This window comes from Streptomyces sp. NPDC046915 (assembly GCF_040644935.1).
In the GTDB taxonomy this organism is placed as follows: Bacteria; Actinomycetota; Actinomycetes; order Streptomycetales; family Streptomycetaceae; genus Streptomyces.
The window spans coordinates 17,664-32,198 of record NZ_JBEYXB010000028.1 but is presented as its reverse complement, the minus strand read 5'-3'; the positions used below and the strand labels follow the sequence as shown (position 1 = coordinate 32,198).

Sequence of the window (14,535 nt, the reverse complement as noted above, 5' to 3'; positions counted from 1 at the left end):
GAGAGAGCCTTCGGGTAGCACTCGGCTGTCCGTCGGTTGTGTAACGGAAATGAGTTCGGGGTAAAGAGAGGGGCTGGAAAGCCCTGGTTCAGGGCGATTTGACGGCCGGGAGCATCCGTAACGGAGCCCCCGGCGCTGTGATGTGTCTGTGCGTCAGCCCAGCGGCAGCCGGTACAGACCGCCCGGCAGCGGCTCCACCAGACCGTCCGCGACGAGCCCGTCCAGGGCGCGCGCCCGCTGCACCGGCTCGTGCCACACCCGGTCCAGCACCGCCTGCGGCACCGGGACATGCGCGTCGCGCAGCACCGCCAGCAGCTTGCCGCGGACCTGGCGGTCGGTACCGGCGTACGTCTGGCCCCGGCGCGGCGGCCCCGCGTGCTCCGGCTTGCCCGCCAGCCGCCAGGCGCACTGCGCCGCGATCGGGCAGCGGTGGCAGCCTTCGTTCTTCGCCGTGCACACCAGCGCGCCCAGCTCCATGGAGGCGGCGGCCCAGCGGGCGGCGGTCCCCTCGTCCTGGGGCAGCAGGGAACGCGCGAGCTTGCGCTCGGCCGCCGTGGTGGCGTTCGGCGGGTACTGCACCCCCGTGACCGCTCGGGCGAACACCCGGCGGACGTTGGTGTCCAGCACCGCGTGCCGCTGCCCGTACGCGAAGGAGGCCACCGCCGCGGCCGTGTACTCGCCGATGCCGGGCAGCGCGAGCAGCTGCGCGTGATCCGTCGGTACGTCCCCGCCGTGCCGCTCCGTTATGGCGACCGCGGCGCCGTGCAGCCGCAGGGCGCGGCGCGGATAGCCGAGCCGGCCCCAGGCGCGGACCGCCTCGCCGGGGGCGTCCTTGGCGAGGTCCGCCGGGCGGGGCCAGCGGGACAGCCACTCCTCGTACACCGGCAGCACACGGCTGACCGGGGTCTGCTGGAGCATGAACTCGCTGACCATCACACCCCAGGAGCCCGCCTCCGGGCGGCGCCAGGGGAGGTCGCGGGCGTGGGCGTCGAACCAGGCGATCACGGGGGTGTGGAGCTTCTCAGTCATGGCACCTCCGATCCTGCCACGGGTTGGATGCGTCCGGTCCGCGGCTTGCCCCGGCCGGGGTGCGCCGGGTTGACGGCGACAGGGCGGGGCGGTGTGCGGGGGAGGTGGAACAGGTGGCCCTGCGTGTGCAGTTACCGGAATGATGATCCGGAAAAGTTGTGTTCCGGGCGGCGGGTGGGGAGAGCAAGCGGCGCGATCTCTCGTAAAGTTTGCGCCGTGGGATCTTTGCGCAATCCGGTCGGGCCGCTCCCCTCCTCCATCTACTGGCGACGGAGGGTCGTACTGGTGTCGGTGGTCGCCGTGTTGGCGCTGCTGGTCACCTGGATAGTCACCTCGGGCGGCTCCGGCGGCAAGAACCACGCCGGAGGGTCCGACGGCAAGAACCCCCCGCCCTCGATCACGCCGGGACCGTCCGACTCGGGACCCGCGATCAGCCAACACCCGGGCGGGCGCGACGAATCGGGGAGCGGGGGCACCGGGAGCGGCGGGTCGGGCGGCTCCGGTGGCTCGTCCGGCTCGGGGGACGGCACGGGGTCCGGGGGATCCGGCGCTTCGGGCGGGAGCGGTTCTTCGGGTTCCGGCTCAGGTTCCGGCGGCGTCGGCGTCGGTGCGGGGGACGCGCTTCCGGCGTCCTCCACGCTGCCCAACTGTTCCGCCGGGGCGGTCACGTTGGGCCTGCGCAGCGTCCACAACACCTACTCGCCCGGTCAGACGCCCGCCTTCGAACTCACCGCGAAGAACACCGCCGGGAGCGACTGCAAGATCGACCTCGGCCCCAAGAAGGCCGTGCTGACCATCACGCAGGCCGACGGCAGCGACGACTACTGGTCGTCCGCCGACTGCCCCGAGGGCGCGGGCGGACTGGTCTTCCGGGTGCCGGCGGGCAGCGCGATCACCTACACGGTGAAGTGGGACCGCAAGCCGAGCGCTCCGGAGTGCGCTACGCCTCCGGCGGGGGCGGCGAAGGCGGGGACGTATCTGGTGGAGGCCAAGGCCACGGGGTTTTCTACGGCGCAGACGTCGTTCGTGCTGTCGGCCGACTAGCTGATCACGGCTCGCCGCCAGGGGGATTCGCCCCCCGGACCCCCTATCGGCCTGAACGGCCTCGTCCTCGAACTCCCCCAGAGGGGGCACCCCCGGACGGGCTGGAAAATGCAGGCCGGCGTCAGACGTAGCGCTCCAGGATCGACGACTCCGCCAGCCGCGACAGACCCTCCCGTACGCTGCGGGCCCGTGCCTCGCCCACGCCGTCGACGGTCTGGAGATCGTCGACGCTCGCGGCGAGCAGCTTCTGGAGGCCGCCGAAGTGCTCCACGAGCCGGTCGATGATCGCGCCGGGCAGCCGCGGCACCTTGGCCAGCAGCCGGAAGCCACGCGGCGACACCGCGGAGTCGAGGGTCTCGGGCGAGCCGGTGTAGCCGAGCGCGCGGGCGACCGTGGGCATCTCGAGCAGCTCGGCGTGGGTGAGGGCGTCCAGCTCGTGGAGGGCCTCGTCGACCGTGCGGGAACGCTTGGCGGTGGGCTCCGGGACGTAGTCCCGCACGACCAGCTCGCGCTCCGGCTCCACGCCCGCGATCAACTCGTCGAGCTGGAGGGCGAGGAGTCGCCCGTCGGTGCCCAGTTCGACCACGTATTCGGCGATTTCGGTGGCGATGCGGCGCACCATCTCCAGGCGCTGCGCGACGGCGGAGACGTCCCGGACGGTCACCAGGTCCTCGATCTCCAGCGCCGACAGCGTGCCCGCGACCTCGTCCAGGCGGAGCTTGTACCGCTCCAGCGTGGCCAGGGCCTGGTTCGCGCGGGACAGGATCGCCGCGGAGTCCTCCAGGACCCGGCGCTGCCCGCCGACGTACAGGGCGATCAGCCGCATCGACTGGGAGACGGAGACCACCGGGAAGCCGACCTGCTTGCTGACCCGGTCCGCCGTGCGGTGCCGGGTGCCCGTCTCCTCCGTGGGGATCGTCGCGTCGGGCACGAACTGCACGCCCGCCCGCAGGATCTTCGACAGGTCGGAGGAGAGCACGATGCCGCCGTCGAGCTTGCACAGCTCACGCAGCCGCGTGGCCGTGAAGTCGACGTCCAGCACGAAACCGCCCGTGCACATGGCTTCGACCGTCTTGTCGGAGCCGAGCACGATGAGTCCGCCGGTGTTGCCGCGCAGCACCCGTTCGAGGCCGTCGCGCAGGGCCGTGCCGGGCGCCACGGCGCTCAGTGAGGCGCGCATCAGGCCATCGGCACGGGAACTCCCACCGGACTTTCCGGGAGCTGCCGCCCGGTCGTTGGCTGCCACTGCACTCCTCCGGTCGCAGGTTCTTGGGCGCTCCCGTTTCGCGCACTCGGTTCGTACGGACGGGCGAGACCAGGGCAAAGTCTACCGGCGCTCCTCCGCCTCCCGTGGGGCCTCTCGGCGACGGGACCGGGGAAGGACCCGCAGCGCGTCTCCTATGTCGGCCACTTCCAGCACCTTCATCCCGGGCGGGACCTTGCCCGGATCGCCCGGTACGAGCGCGTGCGTGAAGCCCAGCCGGTGCGCCTCGGCGAGCCTGCGCTGCACGCCCGTGACCCGTCTGACCTCGCCCGCGAGGCCGACCTCGCCGATGGCGACGAGGTTCTTCGGCAGCGGGGTGTCGCTGGCGGCCGAGGCCAGCGCGAGGGCGACGGCGAGGTCGGCGGCCGGCTCCGAGAGCTTCACGCCGCCGACCGTCGCGGAGTAGATGTCCCGCTTGCCGAGGGCGCTGATCCGGCCCCGCTGTTCCAGCACGGCGAGCATCATCGACACGCGTGAGGTCTCGAGGCCGGACGTCGTCCGCCGCGGGGAGGGGATCTGCGAGTCGACGGTGAGGGCCTGCACCTCCGCCACCAGCGGGCGGCGGCCCTCCAGGGTCACCGTCAGGCACGTACCGGGGACCGGTTCGTCACGGCGGGTCAGGAAAAGTCCACTTGGGTCGGCAAGTCCCGTAATGCCCTCATCGTGCAGTTCAAAGCAGCCGACCTCGTCCGTGGCCCCGTACCGGTTCTTCACGCCGCGCACCAGGCGGAGCCGGGCGTGCCGGTCGCCCTCGAAGTGCAGCACCACGTCCACGAGGTGCTCCAGCAGCCGGGGTCCGGCGATCGCCCCGTCCTTGGTGACATGGCCCACCAGCAGCGTGGACATGCCGCGGTCCTTGGAGGCGCGGATGAGGGCGCCGGCCACCTCCCGCACCTGGGCCATGCCGCCGGGCGCACCGTCGATCTCCGGGGAGGCGACCGTCTGCACGGAGTCGAGGATCAGCAGGGACGGCTTGACCGCGTCCAAGTGCCCGAGCACGGCCGCCAGATCGGTCTCGGCCGCGAGGTACAGATGGTCGTCGATGGCGTTGATCCGGTCGGCGCGCAGCCGCACCTGGCTCGCCGACTCCTCACCCGTCACGTACAAGGTGCGATGCTCGTCACTCGCCGCCTTCGCCGCGACGTCCAGCAGCAGCGTCGACTTGCCCACCCCCGGCTCGCCCGCGAGCAGCACCACCGCGCCCGGCACCAGCCCGCCCCCGAGCACCCGGTCCAGCTCGGGCACTCCGGTCGTGCGCGCGGTCGCCTGCCGCCCGTCGATCTGCCCGATGGGCAGCGCGGAACTGGTGACCCGCCCCGGCGCCGTCGTCCGCACCGCGGGCGCGCCGTACTCCTCGACCGTCCCCCACGCCTGGCACTCGGGGCAACGGCCGAGCCACTTGGCCGTCTGCCAGCCGCATTCGGTGCAGCGGTAGGACGGGCGGTCCTTGGTGGTCTTGGTACGGGCAGCCATGCGGAAACCGTAGCCGAGCCCACTGACAACGCCGACGGGGACAGTTGTGTGGAGTTGGGGCAAGTGGCCTCCCCGGTGGGTGGATCTCCGTACAATCAGCATTCGTCGAGACACGGCGCGTGACGTCGTGGAACGGCCGCACCACGGGGGGAGTGTGGGCCGATGTCAGGCATTGACGCGGTCGAACTGGCGCGGAACGTGTACGGCGGTCTCCTGGACCACGCGCTGACCGCTTACGAGGACGCCGTCCACGTCGATCCGCGACGTGACCGCGCACCGCAGGTCGCCCGCCGGATCACGGCGCTCTTCGACGAGCATCCCGAGTACCGGGGCGTGGCCATCCGCGTCCCCGGCGCCGCCGACGGGCGGGGAGTGGGAATCAGCAGCCGTGCCAGGGCGCGCGACGCCCTCGGCTCCGCGGGCGGCGAGACGCCCGGGGCCGCCGCGGACTGGGGCGCCGGCGACCGCGCCGCACTGCTCGGCACGTCGACGGGGTACCGGGTCCTGCTGTTCGCCTGCCCCACCTGCGGATCGGGCGCGGCGCGCGCGTACTACGACGCCGGAGACCTCCCCCGCTGCGCCGCCCACGGCACGATGGAGCTGGTCCGGTGAAGCTCGGCTCCTCCATGCAGCCGCCCGCCGGGCTCGGCGCCGGACGGCGGTTCTTCCTGGTGGGCTACCTGCCGACGTACGCGGCGGTCTTCTTCCTCGCCCTGCTGTTCTGGGCCGGCGCGCGCGGCTGGCACCCCCCGTCCGGCGGGCGGCTCCGCTTCTCTCAGGCCTGGGCCACGGCGGCCGCGCTGGGCGTGGGGGAGACGGTCCTCCTCGTGCTGGGCGTCACCCTCCTCGCCGTTCTCCTCGCCCCGCTCCAGACCTCCCTGGTCCGCCTGCTCGAAGGAGCCTGGCCGGACCGGCCGGGACGGGCCCACCGGGTACGCGCCCGGCAGCTGCGCCGCAAGCGGTCCTGGGAGCGGCGGGCGGCTCTGCCCGCCGTCGTCGTCCTGCCGCCCGGCCCACCGGCCTCCGGGCCGCCGCCCACGCCCGCCGTCGCCCCGGACGTCGTCCAGCGCGCGGGCGTCGCGGGCACCGAGCTGCGCCGCCGCTACCCGCTGCGCGACCACCTGGTCCGCCCCACCGCGCTGGGCAACGCGCTGGCCGCCGCCGAGGACACCGCGGGCCGGGCGTTCGGGTACGACGCCGTGGTGGCCTGGCCCCGGCTCTACCCCCTGCTGGGCGAGCGGACCCGCACGGTCGTCGACGACCGCCGGGACACCGTGGACACGGCGGCCAGGATGGCGGTGACCACCGCCGTCACGGCCCTGGCCGCCGCGGTCGTCCTGATGCGGACCGGCTGGTGGCTGGCCCTGGCCCTCGTCCCGCTGCTCGTGTCGTGGGTGGCGTACCGGGGGGCGGTGCAGGCGGCCCTCGCGTACGGCGAGTCCGTCCACGTCGCCTTCGACCTGCACCGGTTCGCCCTGCTGGAGGCTCTCGGGGGCCGCCTCCCCGACGCTCCCGAGGACGAACGGAAGACCGCCGAGGCCTGGTGCGACCTCTGGCGTCAGGGCGTGCCGCTGCCGGCCGCCTTCCGCTACACCGCGCACCAGGACCAAGGCACCACCGGGGGACAGGGACAACCATGACGGACGCGAACGACGTGCGGGACGAGTACGACTACGGCTACCGCCACCGCACCGGCGAGGGCGGTACCGAGCCCGGCGAGGACGCCATCGAGCACTCCGCGGAGCACACCGCCGAGCACTCCGCCGAGCACGACGCCGACGCCGCTCACGACGCGGAGCAGGAGGCCGCCGCCCTCGCCACCGTGCTGCCCTACTCGCTGATCGTCGGCCAGGAGGAGCTGCGCACCGCGCTGGAGATCGCCTACGTCTGCCCGGCCGTCGGCGGCGTACTCGCCACCGGGCAGCGCGGCACCGCCAAGACGACCACCGTGCGCGCCTTCACCAAGATGGCGGTGGGCGGGCTGCCCGTGACGATGCCGATCGGCGCCACGGACGACCGGGTGCTCGGCGGCTGGCGCATCAAGGAGCTGATGAAGGGCAAGCCCCGCAAGTCCGACGGCCTGCTCGTCCAGGCCTCCAAGTCCAAGGCCCACATGCTGTACGTCGACGAGATCAACCTGCTCGACGACTACCTGGTCAACATCATCCTGGACGCGGCCTCCACGGGCATCCTCGCGCTGGAGCGCGACCACCGCTCGGAACAGACGCAGCACGTGGAGTTCACCCTGGTGGGCACCATGAACCCGGACGAGGGCGGACTGCGGCCCCAACTCCTCGACCGTTTCGGGCTGGTGGCCGCCGTCGAGTCCGAACCGGAGGCCCTGAAGCGGCAGCTCATCGTGGAGCGGGTGCTCCGGTTCGAGGCCGAACGCGGCGATCCCGGCTCCCAGTTCATGGCGGACGCGGCACGCGCCGACGCCGAGAAACGCGCCGTCCTCGACGCGGCCCGCCGGCGCCTCGCCCACGTCGAGTGCGGTTCCGCCGTCTACGCCGGCTGCGCCGCCCTCGCCGAAGGCTTCCAACTCGCCGGTCACCGCGGCGAGATCGTCCTGGTGAGAGCCGCACAGGCGCTCGCCGCCATCGAAGGCGCCCCCAGCGTGACCCTGCGCCACCTCGCCGACGTGGCGAAACCGGCCCTCTTCCACCGCCGTGGACGGGGCGACACCGGCACCCTGCCGCTGTGGGGTGGCGAGGACGACGCACAGGTGCGGGACCTGCTCGCGGACATCCGGGGCTGATCCATGCAGGACCGCCCCCTGGACGCCCGGCCCGAGCCGGACGGAGAGAAGCCCTCGCCGCCGTACGCCGTACCGGCCCCGGCCGAACGCGGCGCCGCGGCCCCGCCCCCCGGCGCCCCCCGAGCGGGTTCCGCCCGCCCCGGCACCCCGAAGGCCACGGCGCCCGGTGCCGCAGAACCGCCGCCCGTCCCGCTCACCCGCGCCCTGAACCTGCTGGCCTGCCTGGCCACGGAACCGGGCGCGGGCGGCCTGCTCCTCCTGGACCTCGACCCGGAACTCCTGCCCGTCCTGGGCGTCTGGCTGGCCGCGCACCTGGGCGCCGGCGCGGACGTCCGCACCCTGGGCTCCTGGCTGGGCGAGGACGGACTGTGGCTGCGTCCCCGGCTGGACGCCGACGGGCTGCGCCTGGTGCCGGGCCTGCTGGTGGAGGAACCCGGCGACCCGCCCCCGGTGCTCCTCGTCCCCGACCTGGGGCAGGCCGGGCCCGCCGTCGTACGGGCCGCCGTGACGCTGATCGGCGCCGAGGCGGGGCACGTGGAGATGCACGGACACAGCCTCCGCTGGCACCCGCGGGCCCGCTGGCTGGCGGCCGTCGACCGCACCGAGGCCACCCGGCTCTCCCCGCACCTGCTGGACCGGTTCCCGCTGCGGATCGAGGCGGAGCCGCTGAACGACATCCTGTGGGGGCTGGGCACCGACCGGTTCTGGGACCTGCCCGCCGAGCGGGACGGCCTGGTCCGGGCGCTCCCGTCCCTGCCGCCGATACCGGCGGACGGACCCCGCCCCCTCCTGACGCCGGGCGCCGCCGAACGCGTGGCCGCCCTGGTCCCCGCGGTGACGGGCATGCGGCGCGGCCTGGCCCTCGCCCGCGTCGCCCGCGCCCTGGCGGCCCGGACGGGCGCTTCGCGCACCGATGTGCGGCACGTCATGGAGGCCGCCGCCCTGCTCGGCATCACGGCCCCGCACGTCCCGTTCGAACCGCGCCAGGAACCCCCGCCCCGCCCCCACCTCACCCCGGCCGAACCCCAGCCCTCCCAGGAGCCGCAGCCGCCCGTGGCCCCCGCGGTGCCCACCCCCGTGACCGAGCCCGAGCCGCCGCTCCCGCTGTCCCCGACCCCGGTCGCCCCGCGCGTGCCGCCGATGCCCGCCCCGTACCCCGAGGACTCCCCGGACGCCCTGCCCCAGCCGGGCTCGCTGCGCCCGCCGGGCCGCCGCCGCACCGCGGCCAAGCGGCTCACCGGCCGCCCGGTGGGGACGATGCGGGCCCGTGACGTGCACGACATCGCCCTGGTGCCGAGCATGGTCGAGGCCGCCAAGTCCCGGCTGATCGCAGCGGAACCCCTGAACGGCGCGGACCGCCCGGACGGTGTGGACGGCCCGCTCGCCCTGCGGGCGGAGGACCTGCGGCAGTACCGCCGCCGCCCCGAACCGGCGCACGCGCTGGTGCTCGTCCTCGACCACTCCTGCCGCGACTGGGATCCCGCGCCCGCGCTCGCCCCGCACCTGCGCTGGGCCTACGAGTCGAACGCGGCCGTGACGGTGGTGGAGTTCGGCCACCGCGGCGCCGAACTGGAGCTGTGCGCGGAACGGTTCCGGGCGCCCTCGCTGCTCCACCCCGGGCTGCTGGAGGCCTTCGAGCGGGCCCCGGGCGCCGCCAGCCCGCTCGCCCACGCCCTCGACCTCGGCGTCCACGAACTGCGCCGCTTCCTGCGCCGGGGACGCGCGGTGGTCGACGAGGTGCTGTTCGTCGTCGTCACGGACGGCCGGGGCAACGTGCCCCTGGAGGCCAGCCTGCGCGGGCGCCCGCCGAGCGGGGTGCGCCGGGAGGGCGTCGACGACGCCCTGCGCGTCGCGGCCACGGCGGCCACGCTGAACCGGATGCGCGCGGTGATCGTCGCGCCCGACCTCGACCAGTACGCGGAACTGCCCACCGAACTCGCCGCGGCCCTCGGCGCGACGCTCCTCGTCACACCCCGGCGCAGACCGGGGGCACTGTCATGACACCCGAACCGATGAACCTGCGCGGCTGGTTACAGGCGGACCTGGGCAGGCCCGCCCTCGAACGGCCCGAGGGACCCGCCGCCCCCGGCCACGACCTCGACGGCGTCCGGGGCACGTCCGAGCCCACGGGCCTCGACGTCCGGAGTGCCCCCCTGTCGGAGCAACTCCCGGCCGGAACGGCCCTGTTGTGCGTCAAGAGCAGGACGTACGCGGACGAGCCCAACTACCAGCTGGACTTCTACTACCGGGGAACGGCGTACAGCGCCAACCAGGAGACCGATCTCCAGCGGCGACGCCCGCCCGACCTGGGCCTGCACCGCCTCGCCGAACTGGCGAGGGAGATCGGCTGGCGCGCCACCTACCGCAGGGTCAAGGGCTGGTGGAAGACGGAGCCCACCCTGATCAAGTGGGTCGACTGGCTGGAGAGGGCCGAGGACCCCAGGCTGGTGGTCTGGGACCAGACGGCGTTCGAGATCCCGTGGGAGCTGCTCTACCGGCAGCGGATCGGAGGCGCGGCGGTCATGGACGCGGCGGGCGGCACGGGCGGCTGGATCGGCGCCGGCCTTCCCGTCATCCGCTGGACCACCGTCTGGGACGGCGATCGCGCCGAGCGGTACGACCCCCCGCGCAAGGACTGCCGCGGCGGCGTACTCGTGTACGAGGACAAGGAGTTCCGCTCCGAGCACGACGGCGTCGGCCGGCACGAGATCCTGCCCCGCTCCCGCCGCATGGAGGACCTGCGCGTCCGCCTGGAGCGCCCGCGGACCGACTTCGGGCTGCTCCTCCTGCGCTGCCACGGCATCTACTCCGAGGACCCCGACGAGTTCATGCTCGGTGACGTCTCACTCCCCGAACTGTCGGACGACTGGGCGATGCCCGCCCTGTACGACTCCGGGGCGGCCGTCCTCATCAGCTCCTGCGTGTCCGCCCGCACCGTCGAGGACCACCGGTACAACGCGGCCGTGCCCTGCACGTTCGCCGAGGTCTTCCTCAGATGGGGCGCCGGCGCGGTCATCGCCACCCTCGCGAAGGTGAGCAAGGGCCACGCCCACGACTTCGCGGCCCGGCTGCTCACCCAGGCCCAGGGCGGGCCGGTCGGTCTCGCCGAGGCCGTGACGGACAACCGGGCGTTCCACGCGCGCTGGGCCGAGGAGGCCATCAGATACGGCGACGCCACCGGCGCCGAGGAGGCGATCGAGGCCTTCTTCGCCGGCTTCACCTTCGCCTACTTCGGCCATCCGGGGACCACACTGGCCCTGGAGGTGCCGCAGACGCACCCACAGGCCTGCGCGGGGGGTGAGAGCGCGTGACCGTTCCGACGGACCGTCCGTCCGTCCCGCTCCGTCCCCTCGTGAGCTGGCCCGAGGAGGTGGAGGCCGGGCAGAAGTACCTGGTCACCGTCGACGTCGAATTCGACGCGGAGAACGACGCCTGGCCGTACGACACCGAGGAGTACGCCATCGGCTGCATGCTCGAGGGCGGCAACCGCCTCGCCGTCGAGTCGGTCGGCGACACCACCCTCGTGCTGCACCGCTTCGGCGGCACCTACGGCCCTGCCCGCTTCGTCACCTACCCGGTGGGTGACGCGGGCCACGACACGTCACTGCTGCTCACGCTGATCACCGCCGGCGGGGTGCCCTTCCGCAGTGAGCGGCTGCCGGTGCGGACCACCCCGGCCGAGCGGCCGCCGGGCCCGCAGACCGAGGTGCCGTTGCCCGGACCGGTCGATCCGGACGGGCCCGGGGCCGAGGCGGAGGAGGAGACCGAGGAGCAAGCCGGGACCGTGCTGGTCCTGGCCGGGTCCGACGGGCTGTACGCCGCGCTGTCCGGCCGGCTCACCGACCGGACCTGGAGCGCGGACCACACGAGCGGCACCCTGGCGGGCACCGGGCGACGGGTGATCCTCATGTCCGTCGACTGGCAGCTGCCGCACTACCGGCGCGAGGTCATGGCGGCCGGCCGCCGCCACGGCGCGTCGGTGGTGGTGTCCATGGTCCACGGGCGCGGTGTGCGGCGGAGGCTGGAGTACGGCGACGTCGTCGTGGCCACCGAGGTCGAACTGCGCAGCGACATCGTCGTACGGCCCTCCTCGCGCCTGGTGGAGACGGCGCGCGCGGTCATGCGGAGCAGCGCCTACTACGAACCGGTGCGCCCCGACAGCCGGCGGGACGAGGTCTGCCTCACCACCGCGTACGCCACGCCCGCAGCCGAGCACTTCACGATCTGCGCCGTCGGCCGGGCGGCGGTGGACCGCGCCACGGACGTGCTGAGTTCGGTGCTCGGCACCGACGTGCCGCGCACCGACCGGCTGGCCCTGCCGCACGTACCGGCCGCGTTCACCGGACGGGAGACGGAGACCGGCAACCTGCTGGGATTGCTGAACCCCTCCGAGCGGATCTCGGCCGAACGGTTCACCCTGGTGTCCGGCATGCCCGGGATCGGCAAGACCGTGCTCGCGGTGGCGGCGGCCCGCGAGGCCGTGGAACGCGGCTGGTTCCCCGGTGGCGCCTACTGGATCCCGCCCGGCCCGGAGACGGCCGGAGCCGTGGCCCGGGCGGTGTCCCGGCTGCGGAACGAGCGGCGGCCGGTGCTCATCGTGCACGACGGGACCACCTGGACCCAGGCGCAGAGCACCTGGAACGAGGTGCCGGCCCGCAGCCCCTTCCACGTCCTGGTCACCTCCCGCCCCGCGACGGCGGCTCCCGACGAGCGGCGCATGGTGCTGGGCCCGCTGACCCCCGAGGCCGCGACGGCCGTCCTCGACGCCGCCGGCTCCGAGAACGAGGCGGTGCAGCGGCTGGCCGCCCTGTGCGGAGGCGTGCCCCTGGCACTGCGGCTCGCCGTCCAGTACCCCGGCACCCTCGCCCAACTGCTCACCCGGACCGAGTCGGCGGGCGGGGTCTTCCACGTCTTCGACGAGCTCAGGAACGCCTTCGGCGCCGAGTACGAGAGGCTTTCCCCGGCCTCGCGGACGGCACTGCGACTGCTGTCGGCGGCCTCCGGAGACGACCTCGGGGCGGAGTCCGTGGCCGTTCTGTTCTCCGGACACCAGACGGATGTGCGGGATCCGTACGGCGCCGGCCTGATCACGCGGGAGGACCCCGAGGACCGCCTGCGGGTGGAGCGGCTGCCGAAGGCGTACGTCCGTCAGGTACTCGGCAAGGACCCCGCCGTCCGGGAGGAGGCGACGAGCGCGCGACGGCGCCTGCTGGACTTCTGCTCCGGCCGGACGGCCGACGCGGTCAAGGCACTGGGCCTGAGCGCCGACCCCCCGGACGACTACCGCCCCGAGCGGCGCGAGGACGCGCTGATCTGGCTGGACGGCGAGCGCGACAACCTGATCGCGGAGGTCCTGGAAGCGCCCGGGTACGCCGAGGTCGCCTCGCTCGCGAGCTTCGCGCTGAACCTGGGCGTCTACCTGAACTGGCGCCGGGACTTCGAGCGCTGTCTGGACTGCTGCACGACCGCGCTGGAGCAGCCCGTGACCGACCACCTGAGGGCACATCTGCTGAACCTGCGCGGCGCCGCGCTGCGCGGGGCGGGCCTGCTGGACGAGGCCGCCCGGGCGCACGAGGCGGCACTGACCCTGCACGAGGAACTCGGCGACTCCTGGGGGGCGGCGAAGGCCAACGAGGCCCTGGGCCTGGTGGCCGCCGAGCGGGCCGACTGGGCCACCGCTCTGGCGGCGCACACCGCGGCACTGGACGGGATGACCCGCGTCGGCGACCGGCGCGGCGAGGCCGAGGCGAACACGGACCTGGGCGTGGCCCTGCTCAAGACGGGCGCGTACCCGGCCGGGTTCGAGCGCCTGAGCCTGGCCACCGAGATCTGCCGCCAGCTCGGCGACCGGCCGGGCATGGCACGGGCCCTGCTCATCCGCGCCGAGGCCCTGTACGACACCGGCGGCATGCAGGACGCCCTCGCGCTGGCGGAGGAGGCGGCCCCCCTGTTCGAGGAACTGTCCGACGGCCACGGCCGGGCCCGGGTCCTGGAGGTGCGGGCGCGGGCGAGCGAGGAGCTGCGCCGCTACACCGAGGCGCGCAACCAGTGGAAAGCCGCCGCGGAGACCTACCGGCTGGTGGGGGACGAGGAGGGCGCGGAACGGGCCCGCCGGCACTCGTACCGCGTCGGCGCCGGCGTGTACAAGGGTGAGGCCAGGGTCCTGGTCGCGGTGGCGTCCGGGTTGTTCCGGACCTCCTCCTTCCGGTGGGCGGTCCTCATGCCCCGCGGTGACGGATGGGAGACCGGGCGCGAGGGCCGGTCCTGGGTCAAGCTCAGCGCGCTGCCCCGGGACGTGGCGGAGCCGCTGAGCAGGGCGCTGCGCGAGGCCGACTCGCCCCACCGCCCGGCCCCGGTCGAGTTCGCCCTGCCCCTGAACGCCTTCGACCTGGCACCGCACACCTGGCGGAACACCGACTCACCACAGCTCCTGGGCTCGCAGCGCCCGGTGACCATCCGCTACACGGACCGGCGCGGGGCGAGCGGGACGCCGCGGCACTCCGCCTGGCACAACCTGACGAGTACGCAGGACTTCCTGGCCTGGCACCTCCCGCTCCCCTCCGCCGCGGAGCCCTTGGGCACCCATCCGCGCGGGGGCGTCCCGTTCCTGTGCGGCCCCGCCGGCCACGGGCCCGGCCGGGAGATCATGTCCAGGCTGCTGGGGAACGGCCATCGCGTCGCCCTGTGGACGACGGCTCCGCACGCCAAGCAGTGCGGCCCGCGGTGCGAGCGACTGCGCGGCACGGTCGACATCCTGCTCCGCGGCATCGGATCCATCGCGGAGCTCCCCCGCGCCCTGTGGTGGCTGCGTGTGCAGGGCGGCGACGAGCAGCTCTCCCTGCTCTACGACGACCCCCGCTCGCTCCTGCCCACCTTCCATCCGCCCGGCTACTGACCCCGCGTCGGCACGAGCCCCGGAATCCGAGGTTCCTGTCCCCTTATGAGGGATCGTTTCACCCGTACGGAT

The 14,535-nt window shown here is 74.0% G+C and carries 10 protein-coding genes; 7 read left to right on the top strand and 3 right to left on the bottom strand.

Translation table 11 applies throughout. The features are described from left to right. Positions 1-153: 153 nt before the first annotated feature. The gene (locus tag ABZ915_RS42580; protein ID WP_361814823.1) at positions 154-1,029 is read right to left on the bottom strand and encodes an A/G-specific adenine glycosylase; all 876 of its coding nucleotides are present in this window, start codon (positions 1,027-1,029) and stop codon (positions 154-156) included. 216 nt (positions 1,030-1,245) lie between these two features. On the opposite strand from ABZ915_RS42580, the gene ABZ915_RS42575 reads away from it, so the two are divergent. Further along, entirely contained in the window at positions 1,246-2,073 is an 828-nt protein-coding gene (locus ABZ915_RS42575; protein WP_361814821.1) for a hypothetical protein, read from the top strand. Positions 2,074-2,194: 121 nt separating this feature from the next. Here ABZ915_RS42575 and disA read toward each other — a convergent pair whose 3' ends face one another. After that, positions 2,195-3,319 (bottom strand): DNA integrity scanning diadenylate cyclase DisA, encoded by a 1,125-nt coding sequence (disA, locus tag ABZ915_RS42570; RefSeq protein ID WP_361814819.1) that lies wholly within the window; start codon positions 3,317-3,319, stop codon positions 2,195-2,197. Positions 3,320-3,400: 81 nt separating this feature from the next. After that, positions 3,401-4,810 (bottom strand): DNA repair protein RadA, encoded by a 1,410-nt coding sequence (gene radA / locus ABZ915_RS42565; protein WP_361814816.1) that lies wholly within the window; start codon positions 4,808-4,810, stop codon positions 3,401-3,403. A gap of 162 nt (positions 4,811-4,972) precedes the next feature. Here radA and ABZ915_RS42560 point away from each other — a divergent pair, with 162 nt between their 5' ends. Genes ABZ915_RS42560 through ABZ915_RS42535 form a run of 6 tightly spaced genes read left to right on the top strand, consistent with a single transcriptional unit; the run spans position 4,973 to position 14,463 of the window. After that, positions 4,973-5,422 (top strand): hypothetical protein, encoded by a 450-nt coding sequence (locus tag ABZ915_RS42560; RefSeq protein WP_361814813.1) that lies wholly within the window; start codon positions 4,973-4,975, stop codon positions 5,420-5,422. Continuing rightward, positions 5,419-6,450, top strand: coding sequence for a hypothetical protein (locus tag ABZ915_RS42555; protein ID WP_361814810.1), 1,032 nt, complete (start codon positions 5,419-5,421; stop codon positions 6,448-6,450). The genes ABZ915_RS42560 and ABZ915_RS42555 overlap by 4 nt, the downstream gene beginning before the upstream one ends. Then, positions 6,447-7,568 carry an AAA family ATPase gene (locus ABZ915_RS42550; protein WP_361814807.1) on the top strand — a complete coding sequence of 374 codons (1,122 nt, stop codon included), beginning with the start codon at positions 6,447-6,449 and terminating at the stop codon, positions 7,566-7,568. Before ABZ915_RS42555 ends, ABZ915_RS42550 begins: the two co-directional genes overlap by 4 nt. 3 nt (positions 7,569-7,571) lie before the next feature. Further along, on the top strand, positions 7,572-9,569 hold the full coding sequence (locus ABZ915_RS42545) for a hypothetical protein (protein ID WP_361814805.1): 1,998 nt from the start codon (positions 7,572-7,574) through the stop codon (positions 9,567-9,569). Then, positions 9,566-10,879 carry a hypothetical protein gene (locus tag ABZ915_RS42540; RefSeq protein ID WP_361814802.1) on the top strand — a complete coding sequence of 438 codons (1,314 nt, stop codon included), beginning with the start codon at positions 9,566-9,568 and terminating at the stop codon, positions 10,877-10,879. The genes ABZ915_RS42545 and ABZ915_RS42540 overlap by 4 nt, the downstream gene beginning before the upstream one ends. Further along, positions 10,876-14,463 (top strand): hypothetical protein, encoded by a 3,588-nt coding sequence (locus tag ABZ915_RS42535; RefSeq protein ID WP_361814798.1) that lies wholly within the window; start codon positions 10,876-10,878, stop codon positions 14,461-14,463. The genes ABZ915_RS42540 and ABZ915_RS42535 overlap by 4 nt, the downstream gene beginning before the upstream one ends. The last annotated feature ends 72 nt before the right edge of the window (positions 14,464-14,535 follow it).

Coding starts and splice junctions, on each gene's coding strand:
- ABZ915_RS42580 (WP_361814823.1), bottom strand. CDS start 1,029: ATGACTGAGAAGCTCCACACCCCCGTGATCGCCTGGTTCGACGCCCAC.
- radA (WP_361814816.1), bottom strand. CDS start 4,810: ATGGCTGCCCGTACCAAGACCACCAAGGACCGCCCGTCCTACCGCTGC.
- ABZ915_RS42560 (WP_361814813.1), top strand. CDS start 4,973: ATGTCAGGCATTGACGCGGTCGAACTGGCGCGGAACGTGTACGGCGGT.
- ABZ915_RS42550 (WP_361814807.1), top strand. CDS start 6,447: ATGACGGACGCGAACGACGTGCGGGACGAGTACGACTACGGCTACCGC.
- ABZ915_RS42545 (WP_361814805.1), top strand. CDS start 7,572: ATGCAGGACCGCCCCCTGGACGCCCGGCCCGAGCCGGACGGAGAGAAG.
- ABZ915_RS42540 (WP_361814802.1), top strand. CDS start 9,566: ATGACACCCGAACCGATGAACCTGCGCGGCTGGTTACAGGCGGACCTG.